The organism is Kosakonia sp. 1610 (assembly GCF_050435845.1).
Lineage (GTDB): Bacteria > Pseudomonadota > Gammaproteobacteria > Enterobacterales > Enterobacteriaceae > Kosakonia > Kosakonia cowanii.
The window spans coordinates 1,165,380-1,181,979 of sequence record NZ_JBNDKZ010000001.1 but is presented as its reverse complement, the minus strand read 5'-3'; the positions used below and the strand labels follow the sequence as shown (position 1 = coordinate 1,181,979).

The 16,600-nt window shown below is 56.3% G+C and carries 14 protein-coding genes; 7 read left to right on the top strand and 7 right to left on the bottom strand.

Translation table 11 applies throughout. From position 1 onward, the window contains the following. The first annotated feature begins 107 nt into the window (after positions 1 to 107). The 3 genes from ABIC80_RS05700 to ABIC80_RS05690 are packed head-to-tail and all read left to right on the top strand — an operon-like array spanning position 108 to position 2,646. Complete coding sequence (locus ABIC80_RS05700; RefSeq protein WP_200133559.1) at positions 108 to 1,508, top strand: cytochrome ubiquinol oxidase subunit I; 1,401 nt, start codon at positions 108 to 110, stop codon at positions 1,506 to 1,508. Then, the gene (gene cydB / locus ABIC80_RS05695; protein ID WP_042718231.1) at positions 1,508 to 2,518 is read left to right on the top strand and encodes a cytochrome d ubiquinol oxidase subunit II; all 1,011 of its coding nucleotides are present in this window, start codon (positions 1,508 to 1,510) and stop codon (positions 2,516 to 2,518) included. The genes ABIC80_RS05700 and cydB overlap by 1 nt, the downstream gene beginning before the upstream one ends. After that, on the top strand, positions 2,518 to 2,646 hold the full coding sequence (locus tag ABIC80_RS05690) for a DUF2474 domain-containing protein (protein WP_023478887.1): 129 nt from the start codon (positions 2,518 to 2,520) through the stop codon (positions 2,644 to 2,646). The genes cydB and ABIC80_RS05690 overlap by 1 nt, the downstream gene beginning before the upstream one ends. A gap of 139 nt (positions 2,647 to 2,785) precedes the next feature. Here ABIC80_RS05690 and ABIC80_RS05685 read toward each other — a convergent pair whose 3' ends face one another. Further along, positions 2,786 to 3,466, bottom strand: coding sequence for a nitroreductase (locus ABIC80_RS05685; protein WP_312423769.1), 681 nt, complete (start codon positions 3,464 to 3,466; stop codon positions 2,786 to 2,788). Between the two features lie 96 nt (positions 3,467 to 3,562). Between ABIC80_RS05685 and ABIC80_RS05680 the strand changes: the two genes are divergently transcribed. Continuing rightward, a complete protein-coding gene (locus tag ABIC80_RS05680; RefSeq protein WP_429175927.1) occupies positions 3,563 to 4,504 on the top strand; it encodes a LysR family transcriptional regulator in 942 nt (313 codons plus the stop codon). Between the two features lie 33 nt (positions 4,505 to 4,537). On the opposite strand, the gene ABIC80_RS05675 is transcribed toward ABIC80_RS05680, so the two are convergent. From ABIC80_RS05675 to ABIC80_RS05655, 5 genes are all read right to left on the bottom strand, one after another. Further along, on the bottom strand, positions 4,538 to 6,496 hold the full coding sequence (locus ABIC80_RS05675; RefSeq protein ID WP_200133561.1) for a peptidase U32 family protein: 1,959 nt from the start codon (positions 6,494 to 6,496) through the stop codon (positions 4,538 to 4,540). A 192-nt stretch (positions 6,497 to 6,688) separates the two neighbouring features. After that, positions 6,689 to 7,261 carry a helix-turn-helix domain-containing protein gene (locus ABIC80_RS05670; protein WP_200580190.1) on the bottom strand — a complete coding sequence of 191 codons (573 nt, stop codon included), beginning with the start codon at positions 7,259 to 7,261 and terminating at the stop codon, positions 6,689 to 6,691. 63 nt (positions 7,262 to 7,324) lie between these two features. Next, positions 7,325 to 8,221, bottom strand: coding sequence for an arabinose operon transcriptional regulator AraC (gene araC, locus ABIC80_RS05665; protein WP_429175925.1), 897 nt, complete (start codon positions 8,219 to 8,221; stop codon positions 7,325 to 7,327). Positions 8,222 to 8,285: 64 nt separating this feature from the next. Beyond that, positions 8,286 to 9,665, bottom strand: coding sequence for an MFS transporter (locus ABIC80_RS05660; protein WP_023478881.1), 1,380 nt, complete (start codon positions 9,663 to 9,665; stop codon positions 8,286 to 8,288). Beyond that, the gene (locus ABIC80_RS05655) at positions 9,662 to 11,701 is read right to left on the bottom strand and encodes a beta-galactosidase (RefSeq protein ID WP_429175923.1); all 2,040 of its coding nucleotides are present in this window, start codon (positions 11,699 to 11,701) and stop codon (positions 9,662 to 9,664) included. Before ABIC80_RS05655 ends, ABIC80_RS05660 begins: the two co-directional genes overlap by 4 nt. A 216-nt stretch (positions 11,702 to 11,917) precedes the next feature. On the opposite strand from ABIC80_RS05655, the gene ABIC80_RS05650 reads away from it, so the two are divergent. Beyond that, positions 11,918 to 13,102: a benzoate/H(+) symporter BenE family transporter gene (locus ABIC80_RS05650; protein WP_429175920.1), complete on the top strand. Its 1,185-nt coding sequence runs from the start codon at positions 11,918 to 11,920 to the stop codon at positions 13,100 to 13,102. A gap of 123 nt (positions 13,103 to 13,225) precedes the next feature. Continuing rightward, positions 13,226 to 14,635: a PhoPQ-activated pathogenicity-related family protein gene (locus ABIC80_RS05645; protein WP_429175917.1), complete on the top strand. Its 1,410-nt coding sequence runs from the start codon at positions 13,226 to 13,228 to the stop codon at positions 14,633 to 14,635. On the opposite strand, the gene ABIC80_RS05640 is transcribed toward ABIC80_RS05645, so the two are convergent. Beyond that, positions 14,632 to 15,507, bottom strand: coding sequence for a helix-turn-helix domain-containing protein (locus ABIC80_RS05640; protein ID WP_042718207.1), 876 nt, complete (start codon positions 15,505 to 15,507; stop codon positions 14,632 to 14,634). The genes ABIC80_RS05645 and ABIC80_RS05640 overlap by 4 nt on opposite strands. Before the next feature lie 173 nt (positions 15,508 to 15,680). Between ABIC80_RS05640 and ABIC80_RS05635 the strand changes: the two genes are divergently transcribed. Next, positions 15,681 to 16,583 (top strand): DMT family transporter, encoded by a 903-nt coding sequence (locus ABIC80_RS05635; protein WP_429175916.1) that lies wholly within the window; start codon positions 15,681 to 15,683, stop codon positions 16,581 to 16,583. The last annotated feature ends 17 nt before the right edge of the window (positions 16,584 to 16,600 follow it).

Here is a 16,600-nt window from a genome sequence, read left to right as displayed (position 1 = left end):
GTACCCTTGTAAAGGACTGTTATATGTAAATTGCTGTCAACTGTCTCTGCAAGTCGGCGGGCGTAGTCATTAACATTGACGCCACACCATTGATTCTGAGGATGTGCATGTTTGGTTTAGATGCGTTTTACCTGGCGAGGATACAGTTCGCCTTCACCGTTTCGTTCCATATTATCTTTCCGGCGATAACCATTGGCCTTGCCAGTTATCTCGCGGTGCTGGAAGGTCTGTGGCTGAAAACCCGGAACCCGGACTGGAAAACCCTTTACCACTTCTGGTCGAAGATCTTTGCCGTTAACTTCGGCATGGGGGTAGTTTCTGGTCTGGTGATGGCCTATCAGTTCGGCACCAACTGGAGCGGATTTTCGCAATTTGCGGGCAGCATTACCGGCCCGCTGCTCACCTATGAGGTGTTAACCGCCTTCTTCCTTGAAGCAGGCTTCCTTGGCGTAATGCTGTTTGGCTGGAATAAAGTTGGCCCAGGGCTGCACTTTTTCTCCACCTGTATGGTGGCGCTCGGCACGCTGATGTCGACCTTCTGGATCCTCGCGTCCAACAGCTGGATGCATACCCCGCAGGGCTTTGCCATTGAGAATGGACAGGTGATCCCGGTGGACTGGTTTAAGGTGGTCTTTAACCCCTCCTTCCCTTATCGCCTGTTCCATATGTCGATTGCCGCCTTCCTCAGCAGCGCGCTGTTTGTCGGTGCTTCTGCGGCCTGGCACCTGCTGCGCGGCAACAATACGCCAGCGATCCGCAAAATGTTCTCCATGGCAATGTGGATGGCGCTGGTTGTGGCACCGATTCAGGCGATGGTCGGCGATATGCACGGCCTGAATACGCTTGAGCATCAGCCAGCGAAGATTGCCGCTATTGAAGGCCACTGGGAGAACCCGCCGGGTGAAGCGACGCCGCTGCTGCTGTTTGGCCTGCCGGATATGGAGCAGGAGCGCACCCGCTACGCGGTGGAGATCCCGGCGCTCGGCAGCCTGATCCTGACGCACAGCCTCGATAAGCAGGTCCCGGCGCTGAAGGAGTTCCCCAAAGATGAGCGTCCCTACTCGCCGATCGTCTTCTGGTCCTTCCGCATTATGGTGGCGCTGGGCATGCTGATGATTGGTCTTGGCGTGATGGCGCTGTGGCTGCGTTATCGCAAGCGGCTGTATGCGTCGCGGCCGTTCCTGCACTTTGCCCTCTGGATGGGGCCTGCAGGGCTGATCGCCATTCTTGCCGGGTGGGTGACCACCGAAGTGGGTCGCCAGCCGTGGGTGGTTTATGGCCTGCTGCGCACCGCCGATGCGGTTTCCGGTCACGGTGACTTGCAGATGAGCCTCAGCCTGCTGGCCTTCTTTATCGTCTACTGCTCGGTGTTTGGCGTCGGCTATCTCTATATGGTGCGTTTGATCACCAAAGGGCCGCAGCCGCACGATGAAAACGCCACGCAGGGCACTCCGGCACGTCCGCTTTCAGCGGCAGGTGAACATCTTCCGGCTGATGAGGATAAATAATGGGTATCGATCTTCCGTTAATTTGGTTTGTCATTATCGTCTTTGCGACCCTGATGTATATCGTGATGGATGGTTTTGACCTGGGTATCGGCATCCTCTTCCCGGTGACGCGCGACGGCCACGATCGCGATGTGATGGTCAACAGCGTCGCGCCGGTGTGGGATGGGAACGAAACCTGGTTAGTGCTGGGCGGCGCGGGGCTGTTTGGCGCTTTTCCGCTGGCCTATGCGGTAATTACCGACGCGCTGACCATTCCGCTGACGCTGATGCTGATTGGCCTGATCTTCCGCGGCGTCGCCTTTGAGTTCCGCTTTAAAGCGACTGAAGCGCACCGTCCCTTCTGGGATAAAGCCTTCTTGTCCGGCTCGCTGCTGGCGACCTTCTCGCAGGGCGTGGTGGTTGGCGCGTTTATCAATGGCTTTAAAGTGACCGGCCGCACTTTCAGCGGCGGCGCGCTTGACTGGCTGACGCCGTTTAACCTCTTCTGCGGCCTTGGCCTGGTGATCGCGTATGCGTTGCTGGGGGCAAGCTGGCTGGTGATGAAGAGCGGCGAACCGCTACAGGGCAAGATGCGCGCGGCGGCGAAAAAACTGCTGCTGGCATTACTGGTGGTGATGGGCGTTATTAGCCTGTGGACGCCGCTCTCTCACGGTGCGATTGCCGATCGCTGGTTCAGCATGCCGAACCTGCTCTTCTTCTCGCCGGTGCCGCTGCTGGTGATTGCGCTCAGCATCTGGCTCTGGCGCTGCCTCGGCAATGAAGAGGTACACAGACGCCCGTTCCTGCTGACGCTCGGGTTAATTTTCCTCGGCTTTAGCGGCCTTGGGATCAGTATCTGGCCCAACATTATCCCGCCGGATATCAGCTTCTGGCAGGCGGCGGCACCGCCGCAGAGCCAGGGCTTTATGCTGGTTGGCGCGCTGTTGATCATCCCCATCATTCTGGTTTACACCTTCTGGAGCTACTACGTGTTCCGCGGCAAAATCCAGCATGGCGAGGGGTATCATTGATGAAACAACCGCTATGGAAACGGCTGATGTGGCTGGTCGTCATCTGGGGCGGAAGCGTACTGGCGCTGGCTGCCGTCAGCATGGTGTTCCGGCTGTTGATGTCAGCCGCCGGGTTTAAGTCCCATTAAGATCAAAGGCCGGAAACAGGTTAATGTTTCCGGCCTTTTTATGTTTTTTTGCCGGATGACGGCTCCGCCTTATCCGGCCTACGCGGTCCGAGCGGTATTGTAGGCCGGATAAGCGCAAGCGCCATCCGGCAAATAACCGCTACTTGTGCATCACCACACTGCTTTCCACCGGTATGCGCGGCATGCGCAGCGTCGCGGCGATATTGCTGGTGTCGGCGTAACCAAACGAGATACCAAACAACAGACGGTACTCATCCGATACCCCCAGCGCTTCACGCACCAGATCGGCATGAAAACCGAGCAGCGTCTGCGGAATACCGGCGAAGCCGCGGGCGGCTAAGGAGAGCAAAAAGGTCTGCCCGTACATGCCCATATCCGACGCCACGCGAACGTTATCGCCAAAGCTCGGCATAAACAGAAAGGCCGCGTGCGGCGCATCGAAAAAGCGGTAGTTGCGCAGGTAGTATTCACGGCGCTTCTCTTTATCATCCCGCGCAATGTCCAGCGCTTCGTAATAGAGCTTCGCCTGCTGCTGGCTGCGGTCAAAATAGTCGCCGTGGAAATCCTCATAGGCGAAGGTGAAGTCCGGCGTCTGTTTACCGGCAATATCATTCTCAATCATTAGCTGCGCAAGGCGATCTTTGGTTTCACCGGAAACCACGTGCACATGCCAGGGCTGGGTGTTGCAGTTGGAGGGCGCGTATTGCGCATCCTGCAGAACGGCGTGGATCTGCTCATCTGTCAACGGCGTGGGCAAAAAGGCGCGTACCGAGGTGCGCTGGCGAACGGTTTCATCGAAAGCTAAAACAGGCGTACTCATAAATAGTCTCCGTGCTGAGTGTCGGCGTATCTTAACGATGAACTTCGTGCGTAAAAACACTACAATGCGCCATGGACCTTTGCGGATTACGCACAGATGAAAAACCTCAGCCAGATTAGCGCCCGATCGATGCACCTCTTTCTTGCCATCGTACGCGAAGGCAATCTCTCGGAAGTGGCCCGCAACGAGGGGCTTGCCGCCTCGTCCTTATCGCGCGTGGTGCAGCAACTTGAGCAGGCGCTGGAAACCCAACTGCTCTATCGCAACACTCGCGCGGTAATCGCCACCGATGCCGGGCATATTTATGCCCAGACCTTCCGCACGATGTTACAGCAACTGAGCGATGCGCAGACGCAGGTCGGCGAGCGGCGCGGCGAACCGGGCGGGCGTATCCGCATCAATGCCCCCATCTCCTTTGGTCTGAACCATATCGGGCCACGCATCAGCGAACTGAGCGAGCGCTACGCCGCCCTGCAAATTGAACTCAATCTTAACGATGACTATATCGACCCCTTTGCCGACGGCACCGATCTGCTGGTGCGTATCGCCTCGCTGAAAAACTCGGAGCTGCACGGGCGGCTGATTGCAAAGCAGACCTGCCACCTGGTGGCGACGCCCAACTATGTCCTCCGCTACGGCGCGCCCGCCTCGCCCGAAGATCTGCTGACCCACCGCCTGCTGGCCTATCGCGGGAGAACCGGATTGCAGCGCTGGCGCTTTCAGCGCGGCGAGCAGGATTACGCCTTCTCGCCGCAGGCGAAAATTCTCTCGGATAATGCGGAGCTGCTGTTGCAGGCGGCACGCAACGACGCGGGAATGCTGCTCTTTCCTGACTGGCAGGTAGGCGAGTTGCTTAATCGCGGCGAGCTGGTTGCCCTGCTGCCGGAGTACACTGCCTCCTATTCGCCGGGTGAGCAGTCGCTGTGGATGCTCTATCCGGGCGGGAAATACCCGTCGCTGAATACACGCACGGTGATCGACTTTCTGCTGGCGAGTTTCGGCTCGCCGCCCTACTGGCGCTACACCGCAACGCCATAAACAAAACAGGGTGGCATTACGCCACCCTGCGGGTTATCTGTTTTTCGGTAAGGTTTTCAGCAGATCATCGGGGCTGATTGAGGCCACTACGCTGCCCGGCAGCGGCATCTTGAGGATGTGGTTTTTCATCTTGCCGATCACGTGCATTTCACACGGGCGGCAATCGAAGCGCAGGGTTAACACCTCATCGCCGTGCACCAGCTGCATCGGCGTCGCGCGCCAGCTTTTGATATTGCCCTTCGCCTGTTTCGGACAGAGGTTAAAGGCAAAGCGCAGGCAGTGTTTGGTGATCATCACCGGTACTTCGCCCTTCTCTTCGTGAGCTTCATACGCCGCGTCAATCAGCTGCACGCCATAGCGGTGATAGAATTCACGCGCTTTATGGTTGTAAACGTTGGCGAGGAACGAGAGATGGGTTTCCGGGTAGACCGGCGCAGGCGTCGCCACCGCTTTACGGCTGCCGCGCTGATAGCTCGCCAGACGTGCCTCTTCCAGCATCTCCACGGTTTCACGGCGCAGCTGGTTGAGCAGGCTGTTGGGCACAAACAGCGCCCCCGGCAGGTTGATGTCGATCTTCTGCGCGTAGTAACGGGTTTGCCCCAGCTTTGCCAGGCCATCTTTCAGGTTATCGAGCGCTTTTTCCGCGTTATTAGCTTCATCGAACTGGCCATCCAGCGTATGAGTCACGCTGACGCCATCTTCGCTGGTCAGCGTCAGCACCAGCTGCTCCTGCCAGCCGCCCAGCTCAATATCAACGCCGATGCGCCGCTCGCTGGAGGTTTTCAGCAGCGCCTGCTGCCAGTTGTGATCGAGGTTGCGGTTGAGCGCATGATGCGGACGCAGGGTTTTCAGCGCATCCGGCATCTCGTTCGGGAAGACGCGGTAACGGTTTTCGGCGGTTTTTTCTGCCACGTTAACGCGGAAACCAACCACTTCACGCTTCACCAGCACGTTCAGCCCGTCGCCATTGGCCAGCGGTTCGGTCACTTCCACGTCGAGATGATCCTTGCCCACTTTGAGCACTTCACCCACCGGCAGGCCGACGAATTTCGGTGAGTCAAACGCGCCGATATCGATTTTGCGCGCGTTAACAAAGTAGTCGGTGCTGCCGCGATGGAAGGTTTTATCCGTCGAAGGAATAAAGAAGTGCTCGGTGCGTCCGGCGGAGGCGCGCGCCAGCTCCGGGCGATCGTCGATAATCGCATCGAGCATCTGGCGATAGTGAGCGGTGATGTTTTTCACGTAGCTCATATCTTTGTATCGCCCCTCAATTTTAAAGGAGCGCACGCCCGCGTCGATCAGCGCCGCCAGGTTAGCGGTCTGATCGTTATCTTTCATCGACAGCAGATGCTTTTCATAGGCCACGACGCGGCCCTGATCGTCTTTCAGGGTATAAGGCAGACGGCAGGCCTGCGAACAGTCGCCACGGTTGGCGCTGCGCCCGGTTTGTGCATGGGAGATGTTGCACTGCCCGGAGTAGGCCACGCAGAGCGCGCCGTGAATAAAGAACTCAATGGTCGCGTCCGTCGCCTGGTGAATGGCGCGGATCTGCTCCAGATTCAGCTCGCGCGCCAGCACAATCTGGCTGAAGCCAACGTCAGAGAGGAATTTGGCTTTTTCAACGCTGCGGATATCGCACTGGGTGCTGGCATGCAGCTCAATCGGCGGGATATCCATCTCCAGTACGCCCATATCCTGCACAATCAGCGCATCAACACCGGCCTGGTAGAGATCGCCGATCAGTTTCTGCGCCGGTTCCAGTTCATCATCATGAAGAATGGTGTTGAGGGTGATAAACACCTTCGCGCCATAGCGATGGGCGAACGGCACCAGTTCGGCAATATCGCGCAGGCTGTTGCCGGCGTTATGGCGGGCGCCGAAGCCGGGGCCGCCAATATAGACCGCGTCCGCGCCGTGAAGGATCGCTTCACGGGCGATGGCGGTGTCGCGAGCCGGGCTGAGCAGTTCAAGATGATGAGGGTGCAGGCGCATACAATCGTCGTTATCCATTATGTGCAAAATGGCGGCTATTGTAGTCAGAACCGGGGCGTTACACCACCTGTCGTGCCGGGAATTTGCGCCAGGCGACAATGCTATGCCGAAATCGCTATTTCCCCCGGCGGCGCTGGCGCGATAGTGTGGTGACAGGAACAGAAATCGTCACGTTGTGGATGTTATGGGGTATTAATCGTCGTCGTTTTTTGCCGCGGGTTCGCTCGCGGCTTTTTCTTTTGGATAGTGGATTAACGAGTGGAAATGTACGGTTTGCGCGCTGCTGTTACGATAAGCATGCGCCTGGTCAGCCGCGAAACGCACCCCGCTCCCCGCCTCCAGCGTCTGCCACTCGCCGTTAAGCTGCATATCCAGCACCCCATTGATGACCACCACATGTTCAATCACCCCTTTTTCATGAGGCGTGGATTCACTCAGCGCGCCAGGTGCAAGCGTAATGGAGAAGAGGTCAAAATGGAGCTGTTCATCCCACGGGAAAAGCGGCGTGATCACCATCGCCTGCCGATCGGGATCGTAAGCGTGCGGCGTGTCGCTCTGTGGCGGCGCAATAAAGGTTGAGAACGGCACATTTAAGCCGGTGGCGATTTTCCACAGCGTCGCCACCGTCGGGCTCGACTCGTTGCGTTCGATCTGCCCGAGCATCGCTTTTGAGACGCCGGTCTCTTCTGCGAGTTTTGAAAGGCTCCAGCCCCGCGCCTGACGCAGCATTTTCAGGGTTTTTGCCAGATAATCCGCGATATTCATACCGTCTCCGGGAAATTAAAACGCAGCGAGTATAGCGCAGCGTTTCTATTTTAGAGAGCGAAACTAAAGCGAATGTAACTGCTCATACCGCTTGCGGTATTCCCGCGGCCCGACATGGTATTGCTGATGAAAAAGACGCGAAAAATAGAGCGCGTCGTCATAGCCCACGACCTGGGCGATTTGCGAAATAGTCAGCTGCGTATGCTGTAATAACATCGCTGCCCGGCTCATGCGCTGCTTTTCCCGCCAGCCCCAAATTGTCATGCCAATTTCCTGACGAAAAAGATGCGCCAGCCGCGAGGATGAAAGATAGGCTTTTGCCGCCAGTTCGCTAATCGTCAGTTTAGCCGCCAGATTCTCATCAAGATATTGGCAAATAGCGTTGATGCGCGGGTCGACCGAGGCGCGATTACTCGCCGGCTGCTGTTTGAAACAGTAAAGCAGCGCTTTCTCCAGGCTATTCATGGCGAGGATCTTATCCACGCGGTCTGGCGAGGAATTAAGCCGAATCACCTCTTTCACCGCTGTTTTTAGCTGCTCGACAAAAATCGAATCGGCGCTTTGCGTCAGGCCAATCTGATGCCAGTTACGATCCCATTTCAGCCAGTCAATCCAGTAAGGTCGTGGAATAAAATAGATCCACAAATGATCCCAGTAAGTAGTTTGCGCTTCACGGCCATAGTGATGCGGGCAACCGGGAGGGAAAAGCAAAATATCGTTCTCCCGGCAGATAAACGTCTCGTTATTACGGTGAATTACCCCTGCACCACGCAGGGTAATATTTAAAATATAGCCTTTCATCCCCTGCTGGCGGTTAATAAAAAAGTCCAGCTTATTGCCTTTGACGATAGGCGTATAACCCGCCACCAGATAGGCGTTAAAGGTAAAGCTACGCATTAAAGGCGAGTAGATCAGCAATTCATCATCGACGTCATTCATGGGAAGTGTTTGCGGCCACATTATTGAGCGTCCTTACGCTAGCACAGGCAAAGAGGAAAAGCCGCAGCCGCCTGCGGCGAGTCATTTATTTGGCGAATACACCACGCGAGAGATCGGCCGCCACGCGGTCATAAAAACCATCCAGTTTATAAAACCAGATCAGCACCATATTCAGCATGGCGAGGATAAACGGGAAGAAAATAAATAAGAACTCAATCATATCAAGCACATGTTTTGACTGCTGGGCATTGCCGCCGCTGACGAAACCGGCCGCGCCAAGGATCCAGCCCACGCTCGCGCTGCCCAGCCCCATGCCGAGCGTCTGGCCTAATGTTCCGGCGCTGAATAAGATCCCCTCGATGCGCAGCCCGGTTTTCCACTCGCCGTAATCAATGGTGTCAGCAAGGAAGGCGAACATCGTGGCACCGATGCCGCAAAAACCGATGCTGCGCACCACGGTGGCAAGAATCACAAACAGCGAGCTGGTTTTATCAATTAACGGCAGTAAATAGGCAATGCTGCAAATGGTCAGCCCGAGCAGCGCTAAATTGCGTTTACCCAGCCGCTTGATGAGATAAGGAATAACTAATAGCGTGATCAGCCCCGGCAGGTATTGCGCCACGCTAATCCACGACATCATTGAGACATCCTGCAAAATATAGCGCGAGTAGTAGACGCTGGTAGTTGAGAGCGCCGTTAAGCTGGTAAAGGTGATCAGCAGATAAAAGAAGATCATCAGCCAGTAGCGGTTTTTCAGCATCGAGGCGGCAACGACCCCCGCACGGATATTGTTGCGATTCTCCTTATTGACCGGTTTGATGCGCTCCCGCGTCCAGGCGGCGGTTAATAACAGGCACAACGCAGTAAAGAAACCAAAAATGGCGAACACAATTACCCATGAGGTGTGGCTATTTCCAAAGGCGGCGACCAGCGGCAGCGTAAATGCGCCTACCGTCAGCGAACCGCAGGTTGATAAGCCTTTACGGAAGACGCTCAAAATACCGCGCTGATAGGTATCGCGGGTTATCAACGCCAGCAGTGAGCCATAGGCAATATTGTTGGCGGTGAAAAAGATGTTCGCCAGCAAATAGGTGACGCAAACATAGATAATCTTGCCGCTATCGCTGATGCCGGGCACCGTTGCCATTAAAAATGCTGACAACCCAAATGGTACGGCGGTCCATAACACCCACGGGCGCGCTTTACCCAGCCGGGTATCGGTTTTATCGATGCGGATCCCGACAAAGACACAAATAACGCCATCGATAACGCGGGCGAAAAACATCAGCGACCCGACTAGCACCGCTGAAATACCGACCACGTCGGTATAAAAATAGGCGAGGAACGTCACCATCAGGGTATAGGTTAAATTCGTACCATAATCGCCAAGGCCAAAGGCGAAACGCTCGCGAAAACCGGGCGTGCTGGTTTCGCTTTGCTGCTCTTCAATCGTTAATGCACTCATTTTGTACTCTCCACGAGAATAATTTGCACATCCCAATCCTTGAGCGTTATTACCTCATTCTGCCTGAGGGTTTTACCGCTAAACAGCAGTTGCCCGCCGGGCTCAGTAAACGTGACGGTTTGCGGCTCACTACTGTAGTTGAAATAGTAGAGGAGGATATTTTCATCTTTATCAACGCCGCGCTTAATAATCACCGGGAAGGTTTCTGTCGGCATAGCGTCGTGTTGATAAAGGGTATTGCGCAGGACATGGCGATACACTTTTTCCAGTGCTGCGGAGGTGATATGGCAACCAATATAGCTGGCGGTTCCCTGCCCGTAGCGGTTGTGCGTGATTGCCGCATACTGTTGCCAGTAAGGATGGTCGTAACGCGCCAACACCTCGGTGTTTTCATCAGGAGTGATTAACTCCATCCAGTCGCTGATTTGCACCTCGTCGGCAGAAAGGTCGAGGCGTTCTGAATGTAATAAGGTGCGGTCCGGATCAACAAAGAGTTGATAGTGGGCACCGATCGCTTCGCTGATAATTCCCGGCTGTGCGCAGGTGCGCACTTTCATATGCTCGTCGGCAAAAGCGGATTTAAAGGAGAAAATGGCATGGCCGCCCTGCGCAATATAACGATTAATCTCCTGTAAGCGCTCGTCGCTGACGCTATATAGCAGCGGGAAGATCAGCATTTCATAACGGAACAGGCGCGGATCGTCGACGGCGATAATATCCACTTCGATATTCATCTTATAGAGCGTGTCGTAATAGTCGCGGAACAGGTCGTTATATTGGTGCAGCGCATCGCGGCTAAACTGATGGCCGTGGTATGGGTGCCAGTCGATAGCGGTTAAACATTCATTACTGATCACCAGCGCCACCCGGCTGCGGCGTGAGAAGCGCGTTACGGTTGCCGCGTGTTGGTTAAACTCGGCGCCGATCGTGCAGGCCTCGTGATAGACCGGATTGGGTTGCAGATCGTGGCTGAGCAACCCTTTCCAGTACGTTTCGTATGAGTTGTGAATCGAGTGCCAGTGCCAGTAACCCAGCAGCCTTGCACCGCTGGCAACATGACTCCAGGCCTGCTGGCGCAGCTGCCCCGGGAAAGGCGTCCACTCTTTAAAGGCCTGCGCCTGGGTTTCCAGCACAAAATAGGGCTGATCTTTTGTCACCCTCGCAAGATCGCCGGTAAAAGAAATTTCCGCGCCGGTGAGTTGAAACTGGCTCGGGTGATAGACATCCACGCCGGTAATATCCAGCACGCTGGCGGTTTTAAAATGGTCGACCTCGGCGCGAATACCATACGACCAGTTGCGCCAGTCAAAATCAAAGTTATGGGTAATAAACTGCGTATCGTTTTTATAGCCTTTCACAATCTCTGCCTGCCAGCCGAGAAAACGCGTCACCAGCGAACGCTGAAATTGTTTAAAGGCGCAGCCGAGGCTGGCATTAATCGTCCCTTCAATTGGCGGAAAATCTTCCCAGGCATCAATGCGATTACTCCAGTAATCCAGCCCAAAAGCGTGATTCAACTCCTGCGTACTGTTGTTGAACTCTTTTTTAAGGTATTTCACGAACTCGATTTGCGCCCCGGCTGAGCAGGTATCGTAATATTTCGTTTCGTTATCGATTTGAAAACCAATGACTGCCGGATGGTTCGCCGTTGCCGTTAATAAGGCGCGAATAATGCGCTCGGCATACCATAAAAAAGCGGGGTGGGTAATATCCATCTTTTGCCGGTGACCGTAGACATTTTTCCCGCTACTGGTGGTGGCCATCACATCCGGATATTTTTTTGCCAGCCATGCCGGTAAGGCATAGGTCGGCGTGCCGATAATCACGGCAATACCGTTTTTATGCATTTCATCCAGTACCGTAAGCACCGAACTGAAATCAAACTCCCCTTCCTGCGGCTCAAACGTGCTCCAGGTGCTCTCGGCGATGCGCACATAATTAATTCCCGCCTCTTTCATCAATTTAATATCTTCGTGCAGGCGTTCCATCGGCAAATATTCGCGGTAATAGGCGGCACCAAACAGTAATTTATCCATCAGCTTCTCCTCATTGTTACCGGAAACATAACGCAGAAAATTCCGGGGCGGATGAAATTAGCTGCTAGCAACATTGAGAAATCTGCTATCGCCATCAGGAGCGGAGATGGCTCACATTTTTACCTCTGGCGCATAGACAAAATCCTGCCCGCCATCTTGTGCGCTATAGCGCACGGTGCTACCTTGTGCGGATGTTATAACGCACAAGGCACCCACATGCGCCCGGCCACACTTTCACTCTCCTCCTCTCTTCCCTTTAACACGGTACTGGCGGGATTTGTCGCCGTGCTGGTCGGTTATGCCAGCTCGGCAGCCATTATCTGGCAGGCGGCCTCCGCTGCCGGGGCAACGCCTGAGCAGATCGCTGGCTGGATGACCGCCCTCGGCGTGGCAATGGGCGTCAGCACGCTGGTGCTGAGCGTCTGGTATCGCATGCCGGTGTTAACCGCATGGTCGACGCCGGGCGCAGCGCTGCTGGCAACCAGTTTGCAGGGCGTTTCACTTAATGAGGCGGTTGGCATCTTTATCTTCGCCAATGGGCTGATTGTGCTGTGCGGCGTGACTGGCCTGTTCGCCCGCCTGATGAAAGTTATTCCGCCGACGCTTGCCGCTGCGATGCTGGCGGGCATCCTGCTGCGTTTTGGTTTGCAGGCGTTTTCCCACCTTCAGGGAGATATTGTGCTTGGCGGATCGATGCTGCTGGCGTGGCTTATCGCCAAAGCCATTGCGCCGCGCTACGCGATTGTCGCCACGCTGCTGATTGGCGCATTGGTTGCATGGCTAAGCGGGGACGTGACGCCGCAGGCCATCAGCCTTGCTCCCGTTGCGCCACAGTTTACCGCGCCGGTGTTTCACTGGGCGTCGCTGGTGAGCATTGGCCTGCCCCTCTTTCTGGTCACCATGGCGTCGCAAAATGCGCCCGGTTTCGCCACCATGCAGGCCGCAGGCTTCAGGCCCTCGGTGTCACCGTTGATGATCTTTATCGGCGTGCTGGCGCTGCTGCTCTCGCCGTTTGGCGTCTTTTCGGTGTCGATCGCCGCCATTACCGCGGCGATCTGCCAAAGCCCGGATGCGCATCCCGATGCCAGCAAGCGCTGGTTAGCCGCCGCGGCGGCCGGGGTGTTCTATCTGCTTGCCGGAGTATTTGGCGGCTCGATTACCGGGCTGCTGGCGGCGTTGCCCGCAAGCTGGTTGCAGATGCTGGCAGGCCTTGCGCTGCTCGGCACCATCAGCGGCAGCCTGCACCAGGCGCTGAACGCTCCGCGCGAACGCGATGCGGCAATTGTCACCTTCTTAATCACTGCCAGCGGCATCACCTTGCTCGGTCTGGGATCGGCCTTCTGGGGGCTGGTTATCGGCGGTCTCTGCTACTTCATCTTCAGTCGTGTGAATAAAACCTGAGCAACGAAACAGGTGACTTTTTAATCACTCCTGATCATAATTCGTACAGAGGCATTCCGTTTAGTTATGGGATGGCCTCACCCTACAGCGGATCTGTAATGAATTAATGAAAGGAGTCTTTCGGTGAAAACTGCCACTTACCTGTTTTTTATGATCGCGCTTACGGCGCCACTTCCCTCGTCGCTCGCTGACACCCTTGCTGAGTATCGTCAGTCACTTGCGTCGCACCCGGTCAATTATGTGCGGCTGGACACCCGTGAACTGCCCGGCGTAAAGGTGCAGCGCTATGTGCTCCATTCGCAAAACTGGTCACCGCAAGATGCGGTACGCCCGATACGCTGGGAGCACCAGGTGGATATCTATCTTCCTGATGCCGCCAAACCGACCGTTGCGCTGATGGTGGTGAATAACGATGCCGGCAGAGCGACCAGTTTCAATGAAGCATCGCTGGCGCGCATTGCGCTTGCCACCCACACCGTGGTGGTCTCGATCAGCAATGTGCCGAACCAGCCGCTGCACTATCAGGGCAATTCAACGCCGTTGACGGAAGATGACAGCGTCGCCTACAGCTGGAAACGGTTTCTGGAGAGTGGCGATGCGCCATTGCAGATCCCGATGGCTGCATCGGTATCGCAGGCGTTCCGGCTGGTGAAACGGGAGCTTTCACAACAGAAAATCGCAAAGTTTATCGTCACTGGCGCGTCAAAGCGCGGTTGGGCTGCGTGGCTTGCGGCGATATCCGACCCGGACGTGGTCGCCGTGGTGCCGTTTGCGGTGGATCTGCTTAATACCCGCGCCGCGCTGGATCATATGTATCGCTCCTATGGCAACAACTGGCCTGTCGCCTTTTACCCCTACTATCGCCAGCAGATCGACCAGCAGATCGCCACCGATAATTTTGCCCGGCTGATGCGCGTGCTGGATCCGATGTCCTATTTGCGCAGCAAAGCGGGCGAGCGGCTGAAAATAAAGAAGTATGTGATTAATGCCAGCGGAGATGATTTTTACACGCCTGACAACAGCCGGTTCTACTACCCGCGCTTACCGGGCGAGAAGTCGCTGCGGGTCGTGGCGAACGCATCCCATGAGGCGGTGCTTTCCGTCGCTGAGCCATCGCTGATTGCCTTCGTTAACCGTTTCCAGGCCCGTAAAGCTCTGCCTGCCATTTCCGAGCGCCGCCAGGGTTCAGATAACCTGGTGCTCCATTTCTCCGGGCAGCCGGAAAAAGTGGTGGTCTGGCGCGCGAACAACCCGCTGGCACGGGATTTCCGTTATGCCTGTGGCGTGAGATATGAAGCCTCGCCGCCGCCTGCGATGTCCGGCAACACGCTCAGCCTGGCATTGAGGCCGCCGGAAACGGGCTGGCAGGCGACATTTGTGGAAGCGACCTTCAGCGATGGATTTGTGGCGACAAGCCAGGTCTATATCACGCCGGATGAGATCTACCCGGATGCGGCACCGTCGGCGCAAGGTGGCGCCTGCCGCACGCTGCCGGGGCGCGGGTTAACGCCTGCGGCGCAGGCGGCGAATTAACGTTTTTGCGTCGCGCGAAGCTGCGAGGGGGTGATGCCCTTCGCCGCTTTAAAGCGGTTGCTGAAGTGGCTGGCGGAGTTGAATCCGCAGGCCAGCGCGATATCGGTCAGCGACCGGTTACTGTTCAGCAGCAGCGCTTTCGCACGCGCCATGCGGCGCTGCATCACAAACTGGTGCGGCGCCACACCCATCGACTGGCGAAACATCCGCGCGAAGTGGTACTCGCTGAGTGAAACCTGCGCGGCGAGATCGCAGAGCAGCAGCGGCTCGCCAAGGTGCGCCTCGATGTACTCCAGCACATTGCGCAGCGCGACGGGTGCCAGTCCGCCGGTAATTGTCGGCAGTTGCCACTGCACATTGCTGTAGTGCTGAACGAGGTGCGTCAGCAACAGCGTCGAGGCGGTGCTGAGCGTCAGCTGGTTGGCGTTTTGCTGCCAGTCGCAGCCAAGCAGAAACTGGCGGTAGAGCGCGGTGATGCTTGCATCCTGGGAGAAGGTCTTTTCATCGAGGGTGAAATTTGCCGGGCTGCGATCCCACACTTTCTCCCCCACCTCACGCAGATGCTCATCGGTGCAGTAGAGGTGCACAAAGGCGAGATTGTCGCGAATATCCCACACCGACTCGCTCTCTTTTGGCATCAAACAGAAGCGATCCGGCCCGCCGCCGTTTTTCCAGCCGGAGGCGGTTTTGTGATAGCTCTCATAGCCGTCGGCAATATAAAGACTGAGGGTGTGGTGGTTGCAATACTGGGTGATGGTATCGCGTTTGTTGGACCACGCCGCCAGCTGAATCCCGTCGTGCAGCGCCACCGAGTTATGCAACACGGCGTTGTGTTTGCGCAGGTTTTCAAAGGCGTCATAGCTATCAGACATTCGCGGTACTTATCCTTTCTCAATCAGATCCCCAGTCTATGAAGAGCGAATCGCAGAAGCCAGCGTTGTGTAAAGAAAAGCGCAAGAATATGCAAGTTGCCCGCAAGCCGGTGCAAGCCAGCCTTGCCGCGCCAGATGACAATGGGCGTTCATGAAAGGGAACGGGAAGCGATATGAACGCATTACTTTATAGTCTGGTGGTGGTGATTTGGGGCACAACGTGGATTGCCATTTTTCTGCAGCAAGGGCCGGTGGCGGCACCGGTGTCGATCTTCTGGCGCTTCGCGCTGGCGACCACGGTGATGATGCTAGTGCTGCTGGCGCGGCGCAAACTACGTGCGCTGTCACGGCGCGATCACCTCTTCTGCCTGTTGCAGGGCGCGTGCGTTTTTGGCTTCAACTTCTGGTGCTTTTATACCGCCGCGGCGTGGATTAACACCGGGCTGGAGTCGGTGATCTTTTCGATGGCGGTACTGTTTAACGCCGTCAACAGCTTCCTCTTCTTCGGGCAGAGACCGCCTGCACGCTTTTTTGCCGCCGCGCTGATGGGGCTGGCCGGGATCGTCACCCTCTTCTGGCAGGATCTGGTGGCCAGCGGCTGGAGCAGCAGCGTATTACTGGGCATTGCGCTGTCGGCGCTCGGCACGCTCGGCTTCTCGTTTGGCAATATGATCAGCCTGCGCCATCAGCGTAACGGGCTTGAGATCGCCACCACTAATAGCTGGGCGATGCTCTACGGCACGCTGATTATGGGCGCGGTTGCGCTGCTGCGCGGCGAGGATTTCACGCCGCTGTGGAGCGTCAGCTATCTTGGCGCGCTGGTCTATCTTGCCCTGTTTGGCTCGGTGATTGGCTTCGGTGCCTACTTTACGCTGGTCGGCCGCATCGGCCCCGGCAAAGCGGCATACAGCACCCTGCTCTTTCCCCTTGTGGCGCTGACCGTTTCAACCTTTTATGAGGGGTACCAGTGGCATGCGCAGGGGGTACTGGGGCTGGGGCTGATCCTGACGGGCAACCTGGTGATGTTTACCCGCCCGGAGACGTGGTTCGTGCGGCGCAAACCGTCACTCTGTTAAGAGAATGCCGCCTGCAT

Excerpts from the sequence above, each read along its gene's own strand:
- ABIC80_RS05700 (WP_200133559.1), top strand. The coding sequence starts at position 108 with ATGTTTGGTTTAGATGCGTTTTACCTGGCGAGGATACAGTTCGCCTTC.
- cydB (WP_042718231.1), top strand. The coding sequence starts at position 1,508 with ATGGGTATCGATCTTCCGTTAATTTGGTTTGTCATTATCGTCTTTGCG.
- ABIC80_RS05690 (WP_023478887.1), top strand. The coding sequence starts at position 2,518 with ATGAAACAACCGCTATGGAAACGGCTGATGTGGCTGGTCGTCATCTGG.
- ABIC80_RS05685 (WP_312423769.1), bottom strand. The coding sequence starts at position 3,466 with ATGAGTACGCCTGTTTTAGCTTTCGATGAAACCGTTCGCCAGCGCACC.
- ABIC80_RS05680 (WP_429175927.1), top strand. The coding sequence starts at position 3,563 with ATGAAAAACCTCAGCCAGATTAGCGCCCGATCGATGCACCTCTTTCTT.
- ABIC80_RS05675 (WP_200133561.1), bottom strand. The coding sequence starts at position 6,496 with ATGCGCCTGCACCCTCATCATCTTGAACTGCTCAGCCCGGCTCGCGAC.
- ABIC80_RS05670 (WP_200580190.1), bottom strand. The coding sequence starts at position 7,261 with ATGAATATCGCGGATTATCTGGCAAAAACCCTGAAAATGCTGCGTCAG.
- araC (WP_429175925.1), bottom strand. The coding sequence starts at position 8,221 with ATGTGGCCGCAAACACTTCCCATGAATGACGTCGATGATGAATTGCTG.
- ABIC80_RS05660 (WP_023478881.1), bottom strand. The coding sequence starts at position 9,665 with ATGAGTGCATTAACGATTGAAGAGCAGCAAAGCGAAACCAGCACGCCC.
- ABIC80_RS05655 (WP_429175923.1), bottom strand. The coding sequence starts at position 11,701 with ATGGATAAATTACTGTTTGGTGCCGCCTATTACCGCGAATATTTGCCG.
- ABIC80_RS05650 (WP_429175920.1), top strand. The coding sequence starts at position 11,918 with ATGCGCCCGGCCACACTTTCACTCTCCTCCTCTCTTCCCTTTAACACG.
- ABIC80_RS05640 (WP_042718207.1), bottom strand. The coding sequence starts at position 15,507 with ATGTCTGATAGCTATGACGCCTTTGAAAACCTGCGCAAACACAACGCC.
- ABIC80_RS05635 (WP_429175916.1), top strand. The coding sequence starts at position 15,681 with ATGAACGCATTACTTTATAGTCTGGTGGTGGTGATTTGGGGCACAACG.